General features: G+C 42.5%; 21 protein-coding genes and 1 tRNA gene. 12 read left to right on the top strand and 10 right to left on the bottom strand.

Translation table 11 applies throughout. The features are described from left to right. The first annotated feature begins 46 nt into the window (after positions 1-46). Positions 47-1255 carry a GDP-L-fucose synthase family protein gene (locus tag CFT61_RS12250; RefSeq protein ID WP_089544709.1) on the top strand — a complete coding sequence of 403 codons (1209 nt, stop codon included), beginning with the start codon at positions 47-49 and terminating at the stop codon, positions 1253-1255. A gap of 150 nt (positions 1256-1405) precedes the next feature. On the opposite strand, the gene CFT61_RS12255 is transcribed toward CFT61_RS12250, so the two are convergent. The 6 genes from CFT61_RS12255 to CFT61_RS12285 all read right to left on the bottom strand — a co-directional run bounded on the left by CFT61_RS12255 (position 1406) and on the right by CFT61_RS12285 (position 6554). Further along, positions 1406-1487: transfer RNA gene (locus CFT61_RS12255), tRNA-Tyr, on the bottom strand. A gap of 299 nt (positions 1488-1786) precedes the next feature. Beyond that, entirely contained in the window at positions 1787-3094 is a 1308-nt protein-coding gene (locus CFT61_RS12265; RefSeq protein WP_254918970.1) for an ABC transporter substrate-binding protein, read from the bottom strand. Between the two features lie 62 nt (positions 3095-3156). Then, positions 3157-3951 (bottom strand): ABC transporter permease, encoded by a 795-nt coding sequence (locus CFT61_RS12270; RefSeq protein WP_089544712.1) that lies wholly within the window; start codon positions 3949-3951, stop codon positions 3157-3159. 23 nt (positions 3952-3974) lie between these two features. Further along, complete coding sequence (locus CFT61_RS12275) at positions 3975-4760, bottom strand: ABC transporter permease (RefSeq protein ID WP_153090256.1); 786 nt, start codon at positions 4758-4760, stop codon at positions 3975-3977. A 23-nt stretch (positions 4761-4783) separates the two neighbouring features. After that, a complete protein-coding gene (gene potA, locus CFT61_RS12280; RefSeq protein ID WP_089544713.1) occupies positions 4784-6184 on the bottom strand; it encodes a polyamine ABC transporter ATP-binding protein in 1401 nt (466 codons plus the stop codon). Between the two features lie 133 nt (positions 6185-6317). Further along, positions 6318-6554 (bottom strand): hypothetical protein, encoded by a 237-nt coding sequence (locus CFT61_RS12285; protein ID WP_089544714.1) that lies wholly within the window; start codon positions 6552-6554, stop codon positions 6318-6320. A gap of 72 nt (positions 6555-6626) precedes the next feature. Here CFT61_RS12285 and CFT61_RS12290 point away from each other — a divergent pair, with 72 nt between their 5' ends. Continuing rightward, on the top strand, positions 6627-7292 hold the full coding sequence (locus tag CFT61_RS12290) for a SprT-like domain-containing protein (RefSeq protein ID WP_089544715.1): 666 nt from the start codon (positions 6627-6629) through the stop codon (positions 7290-7292). Positions 7293-7357: 65 nt separating this feature from the next. Then, positions 7358-7861, top strand: a complete 504-nt coding sequence (locus tag CFT61_RS12295) for a thioredoxin family protein (protein WP_089544716.1) — start codon at positions 7358-7360, stop codon at positions 7859-7861. Between the two features lie 194 nt (positions 7862-8055). Here the strand turns inward: CFT61_RS12295 and CFT61_RS12300 are convergent, their stop codons facing one another. The 4 genes from CFT61_RS12300 to CFT61_RS12315 form a co-directional block, all read right to left on the bottom strand. Then, a complete protein-coding gene (locus CFT61_RS12300) occupies positions 8056-10194 on the bottom strand; it encodes a M3 family metallopeptidase (protein WP_089544717.1) in 2139 nt (712 codons plus the stop codon). Positions 10195-10911: 717 nt separating this feature from the next. Continuing rightward, positions 10912-11955, bottom strand: a complete 1044-nt coding sequence (locus tag CFT61_RS12305) for a YeiH family protein (protein ID WP_089544718.1) — start codon at positions 11953-11955, stop codon at positions 10912-10914. An 88-nt stretch (positions 11956-12043) separates the two neighbouring features. Next, entirely contained in the window at positions 12044-12937 is an 894-nt protein-coding gene (locus CFT61_RS12310) for a LysR family transcriptional regulator (RefSeq protein ID WP_089544719.1), read from the bottom strand. A gap of 50 nt (positions 12938-12987) precedes the next feature. Continuing rightward, positions 12988-14193 carry an ATP-binding protein gene (locus CFT61_RS12315; RefSeq protein WP_089544720.1) on the bottom strand — a complete coding sequence of 402 codons (1206 nt, stop codon included), beginning with the start codon at positions 14191-14193 and terminating at the stop codon, positions 12988-12990. 1059 nt (positions 14194-15252) lie between these two features. Between CFT61_RS12315 and CFT61_RS12320 the strand changes: the two genes are divergently transcribed. The 9 genes from CFT61_RS12320 to CFT61_RS12355 form a co-directional block, all read left to right on the top strand. Continuing rightward, entirely contained in the window at positions 15253-15474 is a 222-nt protein-coding gene (locus CFT61_RS12320; protein WP_040552952.1) for a DUF6140 family protein, read from the top strand. Continuing rightward, the gene (locus tag CFT61_RS12325) at positions 15474-17687 is read left to right on the top strand and encodes a hypothetical protein (RefSeq protein ID WP_089544721.1); all 2214 of its coding nucleotides are present in this window, start codon (positions 15474-15476) and stop codon (positions 17685-17687) included. The genes CFT61_RS12320 and CFT61_RS12325 overlap by 1 nt, the downstream gene beginning before the upstream one ends. Before the next feature lie 196 nt (positions 17688-17883). Continuing rightward, a complete protein-coding gene (locus CFT61_RS12330) occupies positions 17884-18954 on the top strand; it encodes a PD-(D/E)XK nuclease family protein (RefSeq protein ID WP_089544722.1) in 1071 nt (356 codons plus the stop codon). Between the two features lie 51 nt (positions 18955-19005). Beyond that, positions 19006-21453 carry a GTPase gene (locus CFT61_RS12335; protein WP_089544723.1) on the top strand — a complete coding sequence of 816 codons (2448 nt, stop codon included), beginning with the start codon at positions 19006-19008 and terminating at the stop codon, positions 21451-21453. A gap of 1 nt (position 21454) precedes the next feature. Continuing rightward, positions 21455-23152: a GTPase gene (locus CFT61_RS12340; RefSeq protein ID WP_089544724.1), complete on the top strand. Its 1698-nt coding sequence runs from the start codon at positions 21455-21457 to the stop codon at positions 23150-23152. Between the two features lie 21 nt (positions 23153-23173). Further along, positions 23174-23299, top strand: a complete 126-nt coding sequence (locus CFT61_RS17315; protein WP_254918968.1) for a hypothetical protein — start codon at positions 23174-23176, stop codon at positions 23297-23299. A 102-nt stretch (positions 23300-23401) separates the two neighbouring features. After that, complete coding sequence (locus tag CFT61_RS12345; protein ID WP_089544725.1) at positions 23402-23938, top strand: hypothetical protein; 537 nt, start codon at positions 23402-23404, stop codon at positions 23936-23938. Positions 23939-23968: 30 nt separating this feature from the next. Continuing rightward, positions 23969-24298 carry a hypothetical protein gene (locus tag CFT61_RS12350; RefSeq protein ID WP_089544726.1) on the top strand — a complete coding sequence of 110 codons (330 nt, stop codon included), beginning with the start codon at positions 23969-23971 and terminating at the stop codon, positions 24296-24298. Positions 24299-24322: 24 nt separating this feature from the next. Further along, the coding region (locus tag CFT61_RS12355) for a hypothetical protein (RefSeq protein ID WP_142990633.1) at positions 24323-25027 on the top strand (705 nt) is incomplete at its 3' end.

Here is a 25027-nt window from a genome sequence, read left to right on the forward strand (position 1 = left end):
AGTTAACAGTTGATAGTTAACGGTTGATAGTTTACAATAATAATCAATGTTATCAAAAGATTCAAAGATTTATATAGCAGGACACCATGGACTCGTGGGTTCTGCTATCTGGAATAACCTCGAGAAGAGAGGCTATCACAATCTGGTGGGTCGTTCTCACAAAGAACTCGACTTGACCGACCAGTATGCAGTTGAGAAGTTCTTTGATGAGGAGAAGCCGGATGCTGTGGTCTTGGCTGCAGCCTTCGTGGGCGGTATCATGGCGAATTCGCTCTATCGTGCCGACTTCATCATGCAGAACATGAAGATGCAGTGCAACGTAATCAGTAACGCTTATTCTCATGGTGTGAAGAAGCTCCTCTTCCTGGGCTCTACCTGCATCTATCCGAAGGATGCTCCGCAGCCAATGAAGGAGGATGTGCTCCTCACTTCTCCGCTGGAATACACCAACGAGGAATATGCCATCGCCAAGATTGCCGGACTGAAGATGTGCGAGAGCTACAACCTTCAGTATGGTACCAACTATATCGCTGTGATGCCAACCAACCTCTATGGTCCGAACGATAACTTCCACTTGGAGAATAGTCACGTGATGCCTGCGATGATGCGCAAGATCTATCTTGCCAAGCTCATCCACGACGGCGACTGGCACAGCATCGAGGTAGATATGAACAAGCGTCCTATCAATCCTACAGACAAGCTCCGTGCCATCATCGGCGAGGGCAATGTGGATGGAAGCAACTCTCATGAGCGCATTCTGAAGGCATTGGAGTTCTATGGTATCTATGATAATAAGGTAGTGCTCTGGGGAACCGGAACACCGCTTCGTGAGTTCCTCTGGAGCGAGGATATGGCTGATGCCAGCGTACATGTGCTCTTGAATGTGGATTTCAAGGACATCATCGGTATCGAGAAGTACAGTTCTGTATTCTATGGTGCCAAGGTAGATGGTGCCGTGGATAGAAACAATTCAGAGGGTCGTGGCGGAGCCATTCCATCTCTCGGTGAGATTCGCAACTGCCACATCAATGTGGGAACCGGCAAGGAACTCACCATCCGTGAGCTTTCTGAGCTTGTAGTAAAGGCTGTAGGTTTCGAGGGTGAGGTTGAGTTTGATGCCAGCAAACCAGATGGAACCCCAAGAAAGCTCATCTCAGTAGATAAGCTCCACAGCCTTGGATGGACTCACAAAGTTGAGATTGAGGATGGTGTGAAGAAGCTCTTCGACTGGTATCAGGAGAGTTTGAAAGACTAATCTTTTGGTAGAGAAATATGAAAAGCGATGGATTGCAGAAATCCATCGCTTTTTCGTTTTGTATTATCTGTGGATAATATAAAAACAAAAAATCCGATTCTCATAATGAAAACCGGATCTTTATATCTTTGAGTTATTTTTTGGGAAAAGTGGGTAGTGATGGATTCGAACCACCGAAGGCATAGCCAGCAGATTTACAGTCTGCCCCATTTGGCCACTCTGGTAACTACCCAAAAGCTTTTGATTTGCGAACTTTCTTTATTTGATAAAAGCTTTGTTCTTAAAAGCGAGTGCAAAGGTAGTGCTTTTTTTTCATTCCACCAAATTTTTCTGCATCTTTTTTCACTTTTTTCTCAAAAAACTTCATTTTCCCCCTAAAAAGAAGGCTTTTGCCCTTTCAGGGCGTCATGTTGACTGCTATTATACCCAGGGTGTTGCTCTGGGCTAAGAGCTTCTGCCCTTTACCTTTCCCTTCGGCCGGTGACCGTTGGTTCAGGGCGTGAGAGGTATGAGCTTTTATCCTTTTACTTTTTACCCTTTAACTTTTATAATGTGGTGTCTGCGATGCTTTCTCGACAATCTTCTGTGCTTGTAGTGCTCGATTTTCTTGATAGAAACGAAGACGGTTAAGCCCAAGACCACTGCAAGAAGGAAAATCACAATGCCACCACCCAGGTTGTCACCCTTTACTTTCGACCACATATCCAGAACTTCCGGAGTATGATCACCGGCATCATGAATCATCGCACATCTTGCCACTACCGTGCTGTCAGGATACATAATCGGGTTGAGATGCGCCTTTCTGCCTTCCTCTCCGAAGAAATAAGCCAGATTCACAGTCTCAGGATAAGCCTCCTTGTCGCTCATTGCTTCGAAGACCTTCTTGCCCGCTATACTGCTCACATATCCCGTGGTTTCCATATTGGCGAGAGCCACATCCTCTCGGCAGAGATAGTTGATGAAGTAGGAAGCAGCCTTCTGATTGCGGGAATACTTCGGAATCACCCATCCATCGAACCATACGTTGCTTCCCTCCTTAGGAACTTCGTATCCCAGATCTACGCCCACTTTCCCGGCTTCTTCTATCGCCCAGACCGCATCACCGCTCCAGGTCATATTTAGATAAGCCTTGCCTTTGGTCATCGTCTCCTTGCCGAAATCAGCCTCCCATCCCTCGATGCTCGGTTTCAGCGCCTTCAGCTGTTTCTCTACGATGGCAACGGCTTTTGGCGAATAATCGTTCATCAGTTCCGGAACGGTCACCTTGCCGGCAGCCAGTTCCTTGCGGTGCTCCCAGATCAGGGCGGTGCCGTAAGAATCGCGGTAGGAATCCTTCATCAGGAGCTTGCCACGATATCTGGGACTCCACAGCGTGCCCCAGGTCTGCGCATCTTTTATAGGTACGTGTACCTTATTATATAAGATACCACAGGTTCCCCACATATACGGAACGGCATAATTGTGGGCGATTCTGCCATGATTCGAGGTTGCATCAATCTGCTTCACGATGTATGGCGACACGTTTTTGAGATAGTTTGGCGTCTTGCCGAAAGCGGTGTCGATAGGCAGCAGAAGGTCTTTGCGAAGCATTCGCTCGATGATGTATTCTGATGGGCACACCACATCATAATCTTCGTGACCACGCTCAATCTTGGTGAGCATCACTTCATTGATGTCGAAGGTCTGGTAGATGACGCGGATCTTCTTGCCCGTCTGCTCCTCATACCATTTCGGAAATTCAGCAAGAATATCCTCATCGATGTAATCTCCCCAGTTGTAAACCTTCAGAATCTCCTCTCTGTTCTCCTTATTGTAACAGGAAGAGAGCGGCAGAATCATCAGCAGGCTCAGGAAGAGAAAAGCAATTGTCTTAACTCCTAAAAATATCTTGTTCTTCATTCTTATTTCTTCTTGTTTTTATCCGAACGACGATTGATGATAATCAGCATCACGAGCACCAATACGAAGATGATCGTACTCAGCGGACGAAGTTCCGGCGTCAAGCCTCCCTTTCTGGCATCGGCATAGATGAAGGTGGAGAGTGTTTCCAATCCCTCGTTTCCGATGGTGAAGATGGTGACGGCGAAATCGTCGATACTCATCGTGATGGCGAGCATGAAGCCCGAAATCATACCGGGCAGAATCTCCGGAATAATCACCTTGCGCAATGCCTGCATCGGAGAAGCACCCAGGTCGAGTGCCGCTTCATAGAGGTTCGGGTTCATCTGCTTCAGTCTAGGCATCACACTCAGGATGACGTAGGGCAGACAGAAGGTGATGTGAGAGAGAACCACCGTGGTGTAGCCCTGCGGAATGCCCAACGTGATGAAGAGCAGGAAGAGCGAAATACCGATGATGATGTCGCCGTTCAGAATCGGGATATTGTTGACGAACTGGATGGCATTTCTCGCATACCGGTTTCTCAGATTGTAGATTCCGATGGCGGTGAGGGTTCCGAAAATCGTAGATACGGTGGCGGTGATCAGTGCTATGGTAATCGTATTGATGAGTGCCGCCGTGAGTGAGTGGTGGGTACCTTCTACGAAGAGATTCTTGTAAAGTTGCAGCGAGAAGCCCGTCCAGTTGCCCATGACCCTGGCCTCGGTAAACGAGAAGATGACGATGATGAGGATAGGGGAGTAGAGCAGCAGCAGGAGCAGCCACAGATAACCCTGACAGAATATCTTCTTCATCATATCCCTGGTAAATAGTGATTTCATCATCTGATACCTCCTTCCTGTTTACTGCCGTCGCCTGCGATGAGGGTAGAGGCACCGATGAGGAAGAGCATGATGAGCGAGAGTGCTGCACCATAGTTCCACATCGAATTGTTGATGTTCTCCTGGATGGTGGTACCGAAGAGCTTGATGTTGTTCATCGTGAGCAGCTCTGAGATGGCGAAGGTTGAGATGGTTGGCATGAACACCATCAGGATTCCGCTTGCCACGCCCGGCATCGACAGGGGCAGTATCACCTTATAGAACTGTTGCCAAGGCGATGCGCCCAGGTCTTCGGCTGCCTCGATATAACTGCGGTCCATCTTCTGGAGGGTGTTGTAGATTGGATAGATCATGAAGGGGATGAAGTTGTAAACCATACCAAACAGGAGTGCGCCCTCGCCCAGCGGAAGGTCGGCAAAGTCGAACAGTGCCACGGTGGCGAGTGTTCTTACCAGGATGTTCACCCACATAGGCAGGATGAAGAGCATTACGATGGTGTTGGCATACTTCATCTTGGTCTGTGTGAGGATATACGCTGCCGGATAGCCCAGCAGGATACAGAGCAGGGTGTTGAGAAAGGCGATTCCGATGGAATACACAAAGGTATTGATGGCTTCGGGATGCGCCAGGAATTTCTGGAAATTATAGAGCGTGATGTGACCATACTCATCGGTGAATGCGAAGAACACGATGAGCAGCAAGGGGAGCACCACGAAAATTGCCGCGAAGATGGCGTACGGAATCGACCAACTCTGTCGCGAAGAGATAAACTTAATGAGTTTCAATTTCTGATCTACAATTTTTTTATTTAAAAAGTAATATTCTCTCGAGGAATGGTGATTGCTACGTGGTCGCCCAGATCCCATACATCCTGTGTATCCACATAGAGCTTCTCGCCCCAGTCGGTGTCGATGGTCAGGTGATAGTGGTCGCCCTTGTAAAGGATGAAGCTGATGTCGCCCGTAAAGGTTCCTTCGCTCTCGTTGTCGAAGAGTTCGATCTTTCCGAAATCCACGTTGACATTGATCACTTCCTTGCCGTCTTCATCGGTATGAATCAGATTCTTCTTATCCTCCGGAATTTCTATCTGGTATTCGCAGCCCAGGAACTCGATGGTGTCGTCGCCATTCACCTTTGCTTCGAAGGTATTGGTGGTGCGCTCCTTCTTCATAATGTGGATGTTGTCGGGAATCACGCTCATACCGATGGTCTGTCCCACCTCGAAATGCTTGTAGTTCTGAATCAGAAATTCGCAACCCTTGTCGCTTTCGGCAAGCATCTCGTAGTGTACGCCCTTGAAGATGGATGAGGTAATCTTGCCGACAAACTGGGCGTGCTCTGTGTCGGTGCTCACCTCGATGTCTTCCGGTCTGATCACTACATCTACCTCCTGGTTGCATCCGAATCCCTTATCCACACAAGGAATCTCCGATCCGGCAACCTTTACCAGACAGTCGTGGATCATCGTTCCGCAGAGGATGTTGCTCTCTCCGATGAAATCTGCCACAAACGAATTGGCTGGCTCGTTGTAGATATCGGTAGGCGTTCCTATCTGTTGGATTTCTCCCTCGCTCATCACCACGATGGTGTCGCTCAGGGTCAATGCTTCTTCCTGGTCGTGGGTAACATATACGAAGGTGATTCCCAGACGGTCGTGCATCTCCTTCAACTCCAGCTGCATGTCTTTTCTCATCTTGAGGTCGAGTGCAGCCAGCGGTTCGTCGAGTAGGAGTACTTCCGGCTCGTTGACGATGGCACGGGCGATGGCGATTCGCTGCTGCTGTCCACCCGAAAGCGAGTTCACATCGCGGTATTCGTAATCACTCATGTTCACCATTTTCAGGGCACGCTTCACCTTAGGCATAATCTGATCCTTCGGCGTGTCCTTGAGTTTCAAGCCGAAAGCGATGTTGTCAAATACATTGAGGTGAGGGAACAGGGCGTATTTCTGGAACACCGTGTTCACGTTTCGTTTGTAGGGTGGCAGGTTGGTAATGTCGTTGCCGCTGATGGTTATCACGCCTTCTGTGGCTGTTTCGAATCCTGCCAAGAGTCTCAGAAGAGTAGTTTTTCCGCATCCCGAAGGACCGAGAATGGTCATGAATTCACCCTTTCTCACAAAGAGATTAATGTTGTTGAGGGCTGTTTTCTCGCCGAATCTTTTCGACACATTTTGTATGTCAATGATGTGCTGTGCAGTCTTGTTCATTTTATCGTTTAAATTTGGCTGCAAAGTTACTCATTTTCGACAAGAAAATGCTATAAAAATACAAAAAAATAGTCTCTGCAAGTTACAATCGCATTGCAGAGGCTAAAAAAGTTTGATATGGAGATACAAAAGTCTAAACTTCTGCATATTTATTCGTAATATATGCAAGATGGGCTGCGTTGTTATGCAGGGAATGTGCCTCGCTCATCATATTGAGGAGCATGGTAAGCTGTTCTATGCTTCTGTCGAAGTCATAGTTCTTCCATCTTGTCTTGAAGAAGAAACTCTTAGGAATGGCCAGATAGCTTTCAGCGCTCTTCCAGAAGAGTACTGAGTCTGTATTTGTGTTAATATGCTGGCAGTGAAACAAAATGAAACAATTTGAACCAGTTTTTCGTGATTTATTTTTGTTTTATGAGCAAAATGCTGTACCTTTGCCGCCATGATTGTAACAGTAGAATGGATGGAAGAGTGGTTTCGGCGTTTCGACCACGACTACTTCGGCGGCAAACTGCCCGTTCCGGAGTTGGGGCTGACCCGTGCCAAGACCCGTTTGGGACAGCTTGCCTACAAGCGTGCCACCCGATGGGGGCGCACCAAACTCTATGATTTCAAGCTTTCCATGAGTACGTATTACGATATGACCGACCGGCAGGCAAAGAGCGTCCTGCTCCACGAGATGATTCACTACATCATCGGCTTTACCGGTTTGAAGGATACGGCTCCTCACGGCATCGTGTTCAGGGGGATGATGGATAATCTGAACAGGAAATACGGTTGGGATATCCGGGTGATGACTTCTACCAAGGGCTGGAAGGTGAGTGAGCGGGTTGAGGAGAGGCAGAAGGCGAAGGGACCGCAAACCTATCTGATGCTTGCCATCGAAATGCAGGATGGCAAGCATTATCTTTCGCGTGTGAATCCCAGCTTTGCCCGCCGCATCGAATCGAAACTGGCTCTGGTTCGCGAGCTCCGTTCTCATCGCTGGTACACCACCCAGGAGTCTTATTTTGAGGATTATCCGCAGGTGAGAAGTCTTCGGGGCAGACGAATCTCGAAATCCGATTTCGAAAAGCTTCGGAATGTGTTGACTCCATTCGAAATGTAAGTCCTGCGATGTATGATTGATAAAATGTATTGTATATAATGAATTAGAAAAAATAGAGATATCGTATGAAAAGAATGATTACCATTGCCTTCATGATGACGGTTGTCGTGATGATGGCGCATGCTCAGGGAGCATTGAAGAGAGTGTATAATGAGACTATCGACCCGATGACTCAGATAGACGAGGGATTGCAGAAGGCGAAGGCTGAGGGCAAGTTCGTGATTTGTCAGGTGGGTGGCAACTGGTGCCCATGGTGCCTGCGCTTTGCCGATTTCGTAGAGAAGGATACGGCGGTGAACAAGGCGGTGAACGATAACTTCGTGTATCTTCACGTGAATTACAATCCTCGCAAGAAGGAAGGCGATGCTTCTGTTGAGAAGGCTGCGCAGCTGATGAAGCGATTGAATTATCCTCAGCGTTTCGGTTTCCCAGTCTTCGTGGTTCTGGACGAGAATGGAAATGTACTCCATATCCAGGATTCCAGCTTCCTGGAGCAGGGCAAGGGCTACGATGAGCAGAAGACACTCCGATTCCTGAAGAACTGGACTCCTAAAGCGGTGAAGCAGTAAGGTTTGCATGTAACTTTTATACGCCCTGTTTGCTGCAAAACGTCCTGAAAGGGCAGAAGCTCCTAGCCCAGGGTAACACCCTGGGTTTTTGTAGATGCAAGCCTGTCGCCCTGTAAGGGTAAAAGCTTTATAAAAGAAAAAAGCGTCCTCCTGATTTTTTTGGGGGACGCTTTTTTCTTATATGATTTTCTTTCTTACAATCCTCTTGCCTTCAGGAAACCAGAGGCATCTGGCTCTTTCATACCCGTGAAATCGGTGAACATTTCCATCTGATCCTTGGTGTTACCACGGCTCAGGACCTTGTCACGGAAAGCCTGACCGATGGCTGGATCCAAGGCACCATGCTTGGCAAAGTAATCGGCTACATTTACGGCGAGCACCTCTGTCCAGAGATAGCTGTAGTAACCGGCAGCATAACCGCCACCCCATACGTGATTGAAATAGGTGGTAGAGTAGCGAGGAGGAATCTGGGAATTGAGCAGGCCCACATTATTGAGGGCTTCCTTCTCGAAGGCACCTGCCATATATGGAGATGGAATCTCATCTGGCGTCAACTCGTGCCAAGCCAGATCAAGGCAGGTAGCTGCCAGGTTCTCACCCAAAGCATAGGCTGGCTGGAAGTTGATGCTCTTCAGCATGCGCTCCTTCAAGTCTGCTGGCATCGCTGCACCGGTTTCTGTGTGACGGGCGTAGTGATCGAAGATTTCTGGGATGCTGGCAAATGACTCGTTAAACTGTGATGGCATTTCCACGAAGTCGCGGGCTACAGCTGTACTTGAAAGGGTATTGTAACCGCACTTTGACAACATGCCGTGGAGAGCGTGACCGAACTCATGGAACATGGTGCAAACCTCATCCCATGTAATCAGGGTAGGCTGCCCCTCAGGAGCCTTGGCATTGTTGCATACATTATAGATAATAGGCAACTGTCCCCACTTGTCGCTCTGCTTGGCGAAGGCACTCATCCAGGCACCTCCACGCTTGGTAGGGCGACGGAAGTAGTCGCTGTAGAAGAGGGCGATAGGCTTGCCGCTCTTGTCGCTTACCTCGAATACCTTCATGTCCGGGTGATAGGTAGGAATATCCTTGCGCTGTTTGAAGTTCAGACCATATACGCGATGAGCAGCATAGAATACACCATTTATCTGAACGCTATCCACATTGAAGTAAGGCTTGATTTCATCGTCAGAGATATTGAGCATCTCCTTCTTCATCTTGGCAGAATAGTAGAAGCGGTCGTATGGCTGGAGCTTGAAGTCCTTGCCCTCGCTCTTCTGTGCGTAAGCTTCGATTTCGCGGGTCTCGGCATCTGCCTTAGGAGCGTATTCCTTGATGAGGCTCTGCAGAAAGTTGTTTACGTTCTTGGCAGTCTTTGCCATCGTCTTCTCCAGTGAATAGTCTGCATAGGTGCTGTAGCCCATCAACTGTCCCTTCTCGGCACGGAGCTTGGCAATCTCGGTTACGATAGGGAAGGTGTTGAACTTAGGGTCGGTACCGTCGGCACGGTGGATGCTTGCCATGTAAACCTTGCGGCGGAGCTCACGGTTCTGGAGATTGGTGAGGATAGCCTGCTGGGTAGTGTTCACGATGACAATGCAGTATGGAGCCTTGTTGCCCAGGCTTTCTGCGTCTTTCTTGCACTGTGCGATGTCGGCGTCGCTGAGTCCGGCAAGTTCTTCCTTGCTGTTCACCCAAACCACGGCGTTGTTGGTAGCTGCAGGAAGAAGATTGCCAAACTGCTCCTGGAGGTCTGAGATGCGTGTGTTGATCTGCTTCATGCGCTCCATTTTCTCTGGAGAGAGCAGGGCACCTGAGCGGACGAAGCCTTTGTAGATGACTTCGGTGAGTCGCTTGTCCTCGCCCTTGAGCTTGCTGTACTCATGGTCGTAAACATATTTAATACGTTCGAAGAGTTTCTGGTTGAATGAAATCTCGTTGTCGAGGTCGGTGAGCAAAGGCATCACCTTCTTCTGGGCCTCTGCGATTCCAGGAGTCTTGTGTGCGCTGGTAAGACCGAAGAATACATTGGAAACACGATCCAGCAACATACCGCTGTTCTCGTAAGCGAGGATGGTGTTCTGGAAGGTTGGCTTCTTCTTGTTGCTGATAATCTTCTGGATGTTGGCACGCTGCTCCTTGATGCCAGCTTCGAAGGCTGGGAGATAGTCGCTCTCCTGAATCTTGCTGAAATCAGGAGCGCCGAAAGGAAGGCTGCTCTTTACCAGGAGAGGGTTCTGACGCTTGCCGCCTGCATTCTGGGCAAACGATGAGGTTGGCATCTGCAAGAGTGTTGCAGCCAAACCGAGGGTAAGAAATGTCTTGTTGAAATTCATTATTTGTTATTTTTAGTATTGATTTCCTCTTGTTTTTTGAAACTGGTGTTTTCGAAACTGCTGTTTCTTAAACGTTGTTTTCGAATGCAAAGGTACTAAGAATAATTGGATATCAGATTGTTTGCAGCTTGATTTAAGCTTTTTTATTTATTGGTGCATTGCCACTTAATGTCACCTGATGCCACACAAAGGCAAATAGGATAACTGCTGCCAGCAAGTATCGTCGGTTATTATATGTAATAGGATAAGCGGTCGTAAGTAATAGGATAAGCGATTGAAAACAATATGAGAAGTTGTCGAAGTATATAATGGAAGTTGTTGGAAGATATAATGTCTGTTCTTGGAAACGATGCAGTTGTAAACCGCACAACAGCTGTTGTGCGCTTGCATATCAGCTGTTGTGCGGACGCACATCAGGTGTTGTGCACTCGTAATCCAGCTGTTGTAAGGTATCCGATAAGGTGATAAACTGATGGTTTCAATGAAGTGTATGGAATGAGCCATATTGTACTTATCTTTACAAGTTAAAAGCTTCGTAAAAATCCCTTAAGGAGATATTTTCAAACCCTTAAGGAAAAATATTTTTTTCCTTAAGGGAAAATACAAAAAACCTTAAGGGAAAATATAGAATCTCTTCTTACCCCATTTTACGGGTGTTTGAGAAGTATTTTACTTGTTTGGAATAATATTTACATAGTTTCTTGGCAGATTGCCATCTTATAAATAAGGAATAGCAAACTTTACCAGACAATATCCACCTCCGATGAGCCAGCAATAAAGAATGGCTGCCAGAAGGAATGGCTTGAAGCCTGCTTTCTTGAACTTGTCGAAGCTAGTCTCGGCTCCCAGTGCTGCCATTGCCATAGTCAGAAGGAAGGTGTCCAGTTGATTGATCCATGCCACTACACTTTCTGAAAGCAATCCGAGGGAATTGAATCCGATAACCACCAGGAAGAAAATGGCAAACCATGGAATGCTGATCTTAGGCTTGTTGGCATCAGAGTTTTCCAAGCTATCTCTTTTGGCAACGTCTCTTGCCACAGTCCATGCTATCACCAGCAGAACCGGTACCAGCATCATCACTCTTATCATCTTCACGATGATGGCATTGTTGCTCACCTCGGCTCCCATGGCATTGGCTGCACCCACCACATGGGCTACTTCATGGACGGTGGAACCCGTGAAGAGTCCCATCATCTCTGGCGACAGGTCAAAGATGCCTACTCTGTAGAGAATAGGATAGAGGAACATGGATAATGTGCCAAAGATAACTACGGTAGCTACGGCTACTGCTGTCTTGTAAGGTTTCGGACGGATAGCTCCATCTACGCCCAATACTGCTGCAGCTCCACATATGGCACTTCCGCAAGCGGTGAGCAGTGCGATGCTGCGGTCTATCTTCAGGAGTCTTCCCATCAGGATTCCCAAGCCGATGGTGCCGCATACGATGATGGCATCCATCACGATGGCAGAGATTCCCACGGCCATCACATCCTGGAAGGTGAGCTTGAAGCCATAAAGGATGATACCTATGCGGAGGATTCGCTTGCTGCAGAACTTGATGCCAGGTACCCAGGTGTCGGGCAGGTTGTTACGCAGACTGTTGGCATAAATCATACCAATAATGATGCCCACTACCATCGGGCTAAACGAAAGTACCTTCACCCAATCCATGTTGCCGATGTAGAAGGCGGCGCAGGCGAAGAGCGTGATGAGTAGTACACCATGCAGCATACTGCTCCTTTGTTCTGATAATCTCATAATTTTCTTTTTTGTCGGTTAAATGCTTTTTTTTGTAAAGCGGGTGCAAAGGTACGAAAAATCATGAGATGTTGTATATACAGAATAACTATGTGTTATAACCTTGGGTTATGAATCTCTTGAAAGTTTGGTGGAGTTTTGCCGTCTCGCCTCTCTTCTCAACAAACTGAAATTCCCGTTCCATCTTCAGATTCTCCACTTCCAGAACCTTGAATACCTGTTCGTAGATACTCTTGTAGATGGCTCTGATGCTGATGATACCCATACATTGGGAGTGTTCTACGAAATGCTTGATGCCCTCTGTGGTTCCCAGGTTCATCTCTATGTTCAGATCAGAGAGAGCGATGCCGTTCTCTTGCAGTGCTTTTTGGATGACATCCAAAGTTCCGGAGCCTAATTCACGCAGTACTATCGGAGTCTGCTTCAGAAGGTTTAGGGAAATCTCCTCTTGCCGGGCAAGGGGATTGGAGCAATGTACAAACGCCACCAGCTCATCTTTCATAAATGGGGTGTATTTAAAGGTGGGTTGTCGCTTCATGCCTTCTACCATACCCAGGTCTATCCTTCTTGTAGCGAGTGCATCCTCTATCTCATGAGAATTTCCGCTGAGCAAGGTAAGGCGAATGTCGGGATATTGTTTTCTGAACCCAGCAATCAGTTCGGGGAGAACATATTGCGAGATGGTAGTACTGGCTCCGATGCGCAATTCGCCTTCTGATTTCGCCGTGAGCTTCTTCATGTCGAAATCAAGATTCTGATAGGCATCGATAATCTTGCAGGCATGGTCTAGCAGAAGCTGTCCGGCACGGGTTAGTTGGATGCGATTGCCGATTCTGTCGAACAATCGCACCCCATATTCCTTCTCAAGCTCCTGTATGTGCTTGCTGATGGCAGGCTGGCTGATAAACAGTTCGTTGGCAGCCTTGGTGAAACTCAGGAGTGTAGCCACGCTCCTGAAAACTTTCAGTCTTGTATCAATCATTGTATGTTCCTTTGTTTTTGCACGATTTATCATAAACCACATAGGCTCATTTATATTCCTTCAGTCAAGAACTTGCGAAGATGCAGGTGCGTGATGCCGTCATCATCATTCTTGGTGAGCAGAGGAGTCATGGAGATAACGTATTTCGGATAGTTGTCCTTGATGGCACGGAGATTGCCAAACTCCCGCTCTCTGGTTGCATTGTCGGCTATGATGTAGGAAGCTTGCACGTAGATGCGTTCGCCTCCTGGTTTGGTACATACAAAGTCGATTTCTCCAGCTTGCAGTTGTCCTACATATACCTGATAGCCCAATCGTATGAGGTGCTGATAGATGATATTCTCTATCACTTTCTCAATGTCTCCTTCACGTGTACCTCCGGCAATGGCATTTCTAATGCCGTTGTCTTCAAAATAAAACTTATCGTTGGTTTCAAAGATACGTTTGCCGTGGATGTCATAGCGGTTCACCTTGTGCAGGATATAGGCTTCGCAAAGGAAGGATATGTAATTGGTGATAGCTGCCGAAGCGATGGATTCTCCTTGAGATTTCATATATTTGGAGATGCTGTTGGCTGAGATGAGTTTACCTGTATTATCAGCAAGGAAACGCACCAGGTTCTCTAAGAATGGCACGTTTCTTATCTGGTTGCGCATGATGACATCCTTAAGCAAAACGGTATGGTAAATATCCATCTGGTATTCACGTGCATCATCCTCTTCCAGCCCTATCTTTGCCAGACCAGGCAAACCGCCATACTGAATGTACAGAGCAAGTGCTTCGTCATTATCTGATAGTTGATGAAATTCCAAAAACTCGTTATAGCTCAGCGATTGGATATAGATTTCCTTATATCTGCCACCGATGAGTGTGCTCAGTTCATTGCTCAGCATACGGGCATTGCTACCAGTTATAATGATGTCGGTGTTGGGTTCTGTGCGATAACTTCGGATGGAACGTTCAAATTCCTTGATGTCTTGTATCTCATCGATAAGGATATAATTATGTTTATCGGATAAAAAGTGCTGTCCGATATAGTCGTTGAGATTCTGATAGGTCTGAATGTTGTCAAACTCTCTTTTCTCCTTATCTATAAAGATGATATTGTTGCTGTCATCTGCCTTCTTGCGGTCACGAATCATTTTCATCATGCAGCTTTTACCTACACGACGTTGACCTACTAATACGATGATGGTCTCCTTTCCAAGATACCTTTCTATCTTGTCGATATATGATTGACGAATAATAGTTGCCATATTTTTATCACTTATAAATGAAACTTTTTGCAAATATACGAAAAGTTTCACTTATAAGTGATAAAACTTATCTATTTTTAGTTTTTATAACTTATAGATGGTGTTATTTCAATGACTGAACTTTCGCTTATCAGGAAGTTAAAGGAGTTAAGGAAGTTAAGGAGTTAAGACGTATGTCTTGCTGCTTAAAATACTACGCCAAAAAGACTGTTGTCTTAACTCCTTTAACTTCTGAGCTTGCGAAACTTGAATAAATGATATGTTTTTCTCGGATAAAAATGCTATATTTGCATATGATAAGCAGTACTCGGCAATCTGAAAGCAAGCTTTCATTCCTTTCCGGGCAGTATGCATATTGTATTTCATCTGCAATTTAATCTTCCCTCTTCATCTTTTCTTCTTCCTATGTCAGTTTTTGACGCATCCTGATTGTACTTTTGCGGCAGAAATTACAATAACTCTATATATAATAAGGTATGAATGCAGAAAGAAGAAGGGTTAGGAGTCCCTGAAAAGTGAAATATAAGAGGAATCCATAAGATTTCTTGTTAAAAGTTTGGTGGTTCATCAGATTTTTACTAAATTTGCCATTGGATTAGTGACAGGGCAGGTGAAAGTCCTTGCTTGAAGTCGCTATGATGGATGCAGAGAAACAAGATAATCTTGTGGACACGAGCAAACTATTCAGTTCTGTAGGTTGAAATCTGGTAAATTGAAACGTAGAAAGAATGAGAATTTGTTTGAGCGAGTCTACACCGTCATATGGTGTGGATTCCTCTTTCACATTTTCTTTTCTACGGGTTTTACCAGAGCCTAACTTGCAAGGAAGTGAAGAAAGTAGGGGTTCGCACCATCTTTTTTCACTTATGACCTATTATGAACTTGTTTGGTTCGCTGATTTTTCTTAACTTTGCAGAAGATTAGCTGCACTCGGCAATTTGAAAGCAAGCTTTCATTGCGCTCGTTTGCATAATCTTTGCCCCTTGAAAGTAAATGATTCGCTGTTTCGGCAGAAAAGCAGGAGCAGTTATATATAATGAACTTAAAAACAGAATGCTTATGAGCAAGGTATTTCAAGTCAAGCCTAAGCGCCTTAAACGCTCTAATGGTACTGTCCTCACTCCCGATATGGTAGTGACAGTAACAACTATGCAGCACACCGCCACCCCTTTTTACAATGGAGCCAAGGAGGTGCAAGAAGCCTACATGCGCATCTATGCTTTCGACTATAAGAAAGCATGCTGCAATCCGAATGATTTTGAATTTAAGAAGTTGGACTAATGGGAATATTTAATTCTAAAAATTTGAAGAAAGCGGTCAATATGGTCGCTTCTTCTTCGCCTGTCATAAATGCAATTTCGCAAGCTTCTGACATTGTAGATAAGTCTATGGATGTAATAGACAAAAATCTTAATGGAGGAAAAAACTGGAACTTCTCGGAGACACCAATTGACGAAGTGGCTAAAGCCTTTATGAATAGTGTAAGAGGCAAGCGTATAGTTTGTATGATGACAAACATTTCTGATACTGCTAAGGCTTCTATTCGTGGTAATTTCAATCTGGATATAGATGAACAAATATTGTTCTTTAATGATACTTCATTTTTGGGAAACAAAAATCAAGGCTTAGTTATTACCAACAAAAGGCTTGCTTGCATTCCAGATAATGATGAGGGAGACGTGTATTCTTTTGCATTTAATGATATACAGAGAGTTGAATATCGCGAGATGCAAATCTATCTATGGGGATATGGAAATGACGAGGATAATGTACCTTTGCCATTGGACCATTTCTTTAGTTTTAATGGAGAGACTTCTGCCGTTAAAGCTGATGCTCAAAAAATAGCTGCCGTGTTAAACAAGATGGTTACTGTTGCAGGGCATGAAGAGGAGACAACCCCATTGGAAGTAATAGAATCTTATTTGGATAATAATGAAGCGGATAAGGCAATTCAATGTATAAACGAAATCTTGTCATCTACCGATTTTACAGATGAAGATGAGACAAAATCAATTTATTATTATTATTTGGGACTGGCGTATGCACAAAAAATGACAGAACAATTAGATGTTGATATCGCAGCTGGCTCGGAGCAATTCTCAGAAGAAGTAGATCGTTATGACGGTGCTATGAACAGTGCGTTTAGAGAGGCGCTTGTACTTTGTACAGATGATGAATTCCGTTGTAAAATATATTATCTTAATGCTTTGTATTGCTTAAATCAATTACAAGGAAGACAAATGGCGTTAGCAGCCATGGAATCACCAGATTTTGAGATTAAGCAAGAAGCTAAGGATATATATATGAATACAACTAAACATCTTCCTGCTTATTTTACACAAATAGACTATAATACGAGAAAATTTATATTTGTTCTTGGAACAGAGAAACAACTACCTGGTTGCTATGATAAAGATGGGAACATACAGTTCGTGTTTACATTAAACGATCTTCCGACATCAATCCAATTCCCTGTTGGGCATCCGCAAGCCAACACTTTATACATTGGTCATCCGTTCAAACCAGCAACGTATCTTCCATTTGAGAATGCAACAGAGCAGTTGTTTATGGAAAGAGTACATGAACTTTGTTATTTGGGACAATGTCTTGGAGCTAATGAAATAAGAATTAAAAGATTACGTGGGTTAGATACAGCTTCTTCAGAAGCAAAGCAGTTGGATGTATCCGGAGAATTAGATGTTAAAGCCGTTAATGTGGGGGGAAGTTTTGGTAGAAATACTGCTGCTCAAAATAGTTATTCATCCAAGGATGGAATGGAGATGGTTCAGACGTATTTACCAACAAAGCAGCCATATTGCCCAGACGATTTGGTTTGGTTAGACTCTGAAACTTCTTGGCAAGCTTTGGTAAAGCAAAGATTGAATGGAAATATATTGTCATATTCTTTGCATCTGTCTTCTTCGGAGTCTGTAAGCATGACTTCAAGTAAAGTCCAGTCTGTCAAGGCATCTTTTGAATACCTTGTCACAAAGGTAAGTGGAACTTATGATGCCAAAACAGACAAGACCTTTAGTAAGACAGAAGAGATAGAATGGGAGATAGATATGCAGTTCAAGCCTTTGCAGGATTTTGAGGACGATAATGTTAATGCCCTTAATGGTCAGGCAGTTGCTCAGATTGCTCAAACACAGAAATCTGAATTGTCAGAGGACGAGTTGGCATATAAGGAAGAAGTAGAGTTCTGTTTGGAAGATGCGTCTGAAATAGATGCTCATTCTCGTAAGTTCTTGGAACGTAAACGTCAGAAACTCGGATTGTCAGAGACGAGAGCGCAAGAGATTGAGGACATGGTAAAGGCTTCTTTGGTATCTTTTACCGATGAAGAAAAAGAGTACATGGAAGCTCTTGATGATGTTATTGAAGATGGAGTAATTCCTGATAATGTTCGTAGATTATTGGAGCGTGAAAGAAAATCATTGGGAATCTCTGAGGAACGCGCCAAAGAATTGGAAGAAATAAAATGTAAAGCATAATTCTGATAACTCAATTAGTTGTGATAAGATTTTCACAACTAATTGGGTTTTCATATAACAAAATAGACTATGAGTAAAGTATTTCAAATAATGCCTAAGCGCATCAAGCGCTCTAATGGTACAGTTCTCACTCCCGAAATGGTAGTGACAGTAACAACCATGCAGCACACGTATTTGTTTTAATACTATAATCCTTATGAACGAAAAAGAGATTTGTGAATTAATGGACAAGATACCTACTTTTGAAGGATCAAAGTCTATATATAATCCTATGGAGACTTTTGTGGAATATGTTTCGCAAAAAGAGATATGCCACTCATCAATATTGGCAGAACTGCTAAATCCATTAGGACGACATGGTCTTGGGCGTTCTTTTCTAGATGCTTTTCTTAAAGAGATAGAATGTAATGAAACTTTTGAAGACGTTACAATACAAACAGAAATGCCTGTTCAGAGGATTTTAACAGATGGAAGTGGACCTCGAAGAATTGATATTTGCATCATTAATAATTATAACAATGATGTAGTTATTATTGAGAATAAGCTCAATAATGCTAAAGAGCAATATCGTCAGCTTGAAGACTATGAGGCAGGATCAAACTATAAAGGATTTAATGTTGTAAAGACTGTTTGTTTACAAGGAAGCAACCCCAATGACATTGGGGCCGATATTGATTTATCTATAATGCATCTTGCAGAACTTTTAGATAAAGTATGTGGTAATTGTTTTGAGTTAAAATCGTATATAACATTATTGAAGAATATGGGACTTAAAGAAAAAATGAATGAGGAGGTAAAAAAACTACTTTCTTTAGATAACGAGACCTTTGATAAAGTTAGAGACCTATCGAGATTATTTTACAATGATGAAGTTTCTGAATATTGCTTTAATGAAATAAGGTCAAGTCTTGAAAATATGAATAAAGGCTTTTTAGAGTTGATTTTTTCAAGAAAAGATAACAGATACTTTGATAATGAAAGAAGCACATCTCTGCAAATATGGAACCAAGATGGCCGTAAAGAAGGCTTAAATTCAGGATGTTGGATTGAATTGTGGTTCTTTGACTATAGTAGGTTTGAAATTTGGATTAAAGGTAATAGCGAAAATTGTTCTAATATTGATGATTATGTTCTCGATAAACGTTGGAATGATTATTATAGATATAAGGATGGTGTAAAGTCATTTCCTTTTCCAGGTAAAGAATGGAAGACTACTATGATTGGTGAGATTAGCGAATTAATCAAAAAGCTGTACACTTCGATATGATTAAACAGTAATTAATCTATTATAGTCTTACAGATATCAATAACCGAAGCGATGGATAAAGTAGAATATAAAAAGATAGCATATTTGTTAGGATGCTATATGGTAATAGTTGATAAGGAAATCAATCAGATGGAGGTTGATGTCCTTGATAATTATTTACCATTATCAAAGGAAGATGAACTTTATCATCAGAGGATGCAAATCTTCTCTGATGATGAAGAGCGCATGAAGCTAAAAGATATACTTGACAAGTTGGTTATGGCTAATTATTCTGTAGCTCAGAAAACGGAAATAGCCACCCTTCTTGCTCGAATAGCTTATGGTGATGATTATATGGCAACTTCAGAATTAGAATTGCTAAATAAGGTTGGTAAACTTTTAAAACTCGATATAGGGAAAATCGTTGAAGAGACACAATCTGAGTCTAATGGAAGAATCGCGTCTTCTCAACTATCTTCTTTGAAGCGTTTTGTAGGAAAAATGGAGAATACTATCTATCAGAATTTTGCCAATTCTGATAAGAAAAGTGTTGTAGATATGATGTTGGGTGGTCTTGGTTATTCCGCATCCATAGCGCAAATCACTGAAGATGCAGAGAAAGATCTTGCTCGTGTTACTAGAATAATAGATGACTTGAATTGCATGTTGAATGAAGAGTATAATCATTTAGCAAGTATCAAACCATCTTCGAAGAAAGTTTCTAAGGAAGTTTTGAAGATAGAACAAATTATTCAAGGAATTAGAGGCAGTTTTAATGAAATAATAGATAACAGTTTGACTAGTAATAGAGAGGTATTGGATAAGAAAAGAAGGAATATTCGATACTTTACTATTGCTTTTATGGGTAGGACAAAGGCAGGAAAGAGTACTCTTCATAAAGTCATCACTCAGCAGGAAAATGATGATATAGGAGTAGGCAAATTACGTACTACACGATATAATAGAAGTTGGTATTGGAACAAACTTCGTATTGTTGACACTCCTGGCATTGGTGCGCCTGGTGGTGAAGCTGATACCGAGATAGCCAAGTCTATTATAGATGAAGCTGACGTGGTTTGCTATGTTGTGACGAGTGACTCTATTCAAGAAACAGAGTTCGATTTCTTTTCAACTATAAAGGAAAGAAATAAGCCGTTATACATAATCTTAAATGTCAAAAGCAATCTTAATCAAGCTATTCGTTTAAAAAGGTTTATTGCAAATCCGGATGATTGGAGACTTGGTGATGGTCCTCAATCTATTAAGGGACATATAGAGCGCATTCATGATAAACTTGATGGTAAGTACAACATGGATGCCGTTCGTATTATTCCTATTCATCTGTTAGCTGCGCAAATAGCCCTTTCTGGAGAGCAAGATTCTAAGACTTCTAAGATACTATTTGATGCTTCTAATATATCTGAGTTTACAAATTCTGTAAAAAAAGAAGTGCAGTTGTCTGGTAGTTTGAAGAAAAGCTTGAGCGTTATTGATGGTACTTCTTATCAGATAAATACAATATGGCATAAGATTTACGCTGACTTGAAAAGTCTAAAGGAAGGTAATGAAGTGTTGAAGAAGAAACAAGCGAAAAATCATATGTTTTTCAAGAAAGAGTTAGCTCAAGTCGAACAATACTTAATGGATATCTTTAAAAATACAAAAAAAGAATTCCAAAATTGTGCTTCTACTTTTGCAAGCGAGCATTATGATGACGAAGAGGCAGGAAAAGCATGGAGTAATGATGCAGTAGTAAAGTCTATAAATAAAAGACTTGAACAACAAATACAGGAGAGATATAATGATTTGAATGAAAAGATAAAATCAGAATTAGAGGAGATGATTATGGACATGCGCATATCTCTTGCTACAAATAATATTGGTTCTGATGTATCAGGTGAGTCTGTAACCAATACACGATTAGCAGCAGGGGTCTTTGGTTCAATCATGACTGCTGCAGCTCCGTTTATAATTCCTAATTTTTGGAATCCTTTTGGATGGAGTGTTGCTGTGGGTACTGTAATTGTTGGTATTTTAGGTTCTATATTTACGAGTCTTTTTACTTCAAAATCAGAAAAAATCAGAAAGGCTACAGAAAACTTGCGTAAGCAACTATATGATAGTATTGATTCTGGTATTGATAAGAATTTGAAACAAGTTCTTGAGAATACAAGAAAGTCAATAAATGATACATATAAAACTATTGATTCGGTATTTAATGCTTATACTAAAAATGCCGATGATATAATAATGGATATGGAAAAACTTGTCAAGCAAGTACAAGAAAACGAGAATGCAATCAATTCATTGGTAAGTCTTCGAATTCTTGATTTTGTAGGCAAGAATCCTGTTAAAGAAATAAGTATAAATGAAATGAGTAACCAAGTTTTATGTGATGGATATCCTGTTGAAAGAGATTGGAAAAAGCAATCTATCAAGTTCCTATATGACACGGGGCTTACAGGTAAGAATATTCAAAAGATAGAAAAGGCAACTCAGATGACAATAAAAACAAAATAATATGGCACAACAATTTAATTATGCAGTCTACCAAGAAAGACTTAGTAGATTGGAAGCTAAAACTCGAGCGTTGTTGAAAGAAACCAACAATACGGAGTTGACTTGTAAAATGGACTCAGAGCTTGCAGGCTTGCAAGACCGTAAAGAATTACGCTTAGCGTTTGTAGGACAATATAGTTCCGGCAAATCTACTATTATTTCTGCATTAACAGGTAGAAAGGATATCAAGATAGATGCAAATGTCGCTACAGATCATGTATCGGAATATAAATGGAACAACATTGTTCTTATGGACACTCCGGGTATTCTTGCAGGTAAAGTAGAATCGCATGATGAGAGTACTAAAGCTGCTTTAAAAGAATGCGATTTGATATTTTATGTCTTGACCTCCCAACTTTTTGATGATGTATTATTCAATAATTTCATCGACTTGGCATATAATCAACATTTTGCAGACAAGATGTTTATTGTTGTCAATAAGATGGGAATGGAGTCGGGAGAGTTTGACCAACTTGTAGACAACTATACTATCTCGTTGGAAAAAATATTCTCAGAAAGAGGCTATGAACTGAAAAACTTTCCTCTTGCCTTCATTGATGCGGCAGACTATATGGATGGTATTGATGAAAACGACAATGAGTTTGTTCAATTAAGTAATTTTGAACATTTTATAGATATGCTCAACGTCTTTGTCGCTCGCAAGGGAATGATAAAAAAGCAATTTGATACTCCTGTTAGAGTTTATCAAAGTTATCTTAAAAATATTGCTGTTACTGCCGTAGACAAGACTTTGTCAGACAAATATAATCAGTTTGAGCAGAAATTACGTTATCGTCTGTCCGAACTAAAACGAGATACAAGAAACGTTTTGTCTTCGTTTGTATCTACGGCATTGAGTGAAGTCATTTCATTATCTAATGATATAGGTGCTATTGACGAAACTGAATGGAAATCTAAACAAGAGGCATTGAATTCTGAATTGCAGAACAATATATCTAATACTTCTGCAGAGATAGAAAAAACAATCAACGATAATTATGAGCGATTGATGAATGAAGTCAATGATTTCTGTAGTAAGGATTCGCTTGTTAAATACTCTGAAGAAATTGATAGAAAATTGGCTTCACCTAATATCAGTATTGAGGAGCATAAGAATCTATCTATGCAGAAAAAGGCTTTAGATCTTTTAAAGCAGGGTGGAGTACAGATTGGAAATATGGCTCCTAATGTAACGAAATTTACTGGTGGTATTGGCCAAGCTTCAGGATCAGCGCTCCATAAAATGGTGTTGGATGTTGGACATTTCTTTGGAAAGTCCTTTGGACCTTGGCAGGCAGTAAGATGGGCTAGTAATATCGCTAAAGTCGCAAAGTTTGGAATACCGGTAGTTTCTGCTGGTATTGAGATTTGGATGCAGTTTAGAGAAGATTCTAAAGAAAACAAGCGCTTGGAGCAGATAAAAAGCTCAAAGAATCAGTTTGTCTCTACTTATCAGGCAGAGATAAATAAGGTGGTAGAACATTTTGAAAAATATTTATCACAGGTCTTTGACAATTATAACAATAAATTGGAAGAGACAGATCGATCTAAGACGGAGTTGATAGAAGCTTCTAAGAAGAATGATATTACGATTAAGAAGATCAGTGAGTTGGATACGGAATATGCAGACTTCATTGAAGCTATAGAAGTAGATGAGTAATTATGTTCAAGTATAATAATTATGGCAAAGAATGAAAATAAAATCTTAGAGGAGTTGAGACGAAGAGGTGGGATTTGTGAAGATCCTGCTCCTGAAGTTGGAGGCTTTACTGGCTGGTTGATAAGCTTGTTTACCAAGAAAAAGTAAGCCTCATATACTTTTTTCTTGATGTTCTGTCATCATTTGACATATCTATATAGTTATTTTGCAGCCGAAATCAAATGTATAACTATATAAGGTAATGTAACAATGGAAAAGAACATCAAGAAAAGAGTATGTAGATTGGCAGCGGTATTGAGTGCCGTGCTGGTAGTATTATTTGGCTATTGGTTCTTCTTGAACCCTCATGGCTATTGGCAAAAGAAGAAGGAGGCAGAGAAGAATGAATATATGGATAGGAGGATGCTTTGGCGGAAGTCGGAGAAAATGACCATGCAACAGATGTTGTCGGATATGACGCTAATGGCTAAGGGGGATTCGGTCCTGGTTTGTTGGCTAACTGGTCTCTCGCTTCCCGTTTATCGTGACTTCATTCATGGTACTGCGCAACCTACAAGGAATGCTTGGGCTGAGACGAGATATTGGTATATGTCTTCTCTCGCTAAAGGCAGAGAATGGATGGAGAAACGTGCCAAGACGAGGATTCACAAGAGCCTGATCTTTGTGGAAACGAGTAGATTTCAGGTGCAGAAGGATTCCTTGAAGGATTATCGTAAAGAGAAACTTACTCCAACTGAGATTAAGAACAACAAAATGTATCTAAAAAATAATTGTCTGTATAGATGAAATCATAGCATAAATAAAGTATAACGAAAAATGAATAAAATTATAGGGCTTCTTGTAATGGTTTTCATGTTCCTACCCTGGCGACCAATCGTTGCAATAGTGGCAGCAGTATTGTTTGTCAACATCAATGGTACGGAATTGTATGGATGGCAAGCTGGTTTGGCGCATGGATTGTTCTTCCTGCCTAATCTGGTGAGGCATCTCTTTGACGGCGATGTCCTTTTTAAGGCTATCAATTGTACTACAGGTTATCATGTTGCCTGGTGGGTAGCTACAGTCGGTTCGTGCATCGGTTGGCTCGTTGATGCAACCTTCTCTTTTATGAAGGCATCGGTATTTGTAGGTAGTGATAAAGAATAAATAAATATAAATACGATGAATAGTATGGCTGATAATCAAAAAGTATATCAGGCAATCAAGACGATTGCTGATGAGCTCTGCAAGGAGAACAAGACGTATCTTCGTGCAGATTTGGCTTTTGAACTGAAGAAGTATGGTATAGCTTCCGATTCCTCGGAGGTGAGTAAGCTGGTATTTGATGCTTACAGATATTTCCATGATAATGGCAATATCGCCATTGCTTTTGTTTCCAATAATTCACGTACAACCCTTGTGGCTGAATACAAGTTGAATGACAGCCTGGAACAAGGCAACAAGGAGGAGGCTTTGAAGATTGCTGAGACGGAACTGGCGTTGTCTTCATCTGCTTTGGAGCAGTTGAAAGAGCAAGTGGAATTGAACCTTAACCTGGTTCTTGCTAAGGGAACGTCGAAGATGGCTGACATTGTCATGGGTACGAATGACGTGAAAGATGTAAGAAGTAAGGCGGCTACCATGTTTGATAAATATACCAAGATGGTGGAGGCTTATCACTATGCTGAGGATAGCGTTCGTGGAAACATCGAAGATTTTACCTCCTTGCGTAGTGATATCGGGACGGTTTATCGTGATTATGCCCTGAAACTGATTGATATCTATGGCGACTCCATCAAGATGGTTTCTCCAGACTTGTTCGACTTCAAGCGAATAGAGTGGCTGGATGTGGACGAGATGCTTAAGTATGTGGAGCTGGAATATAACAAGCTCACG

It is taken from the genome of Segatella copri, assembly GCF_002224675.1.
GTDB lineage: Bacteria > Bacteroidota > Bacteroidia > Bacteroidales > Bacteroidaceae > Prevotella > Prevotella copri_U.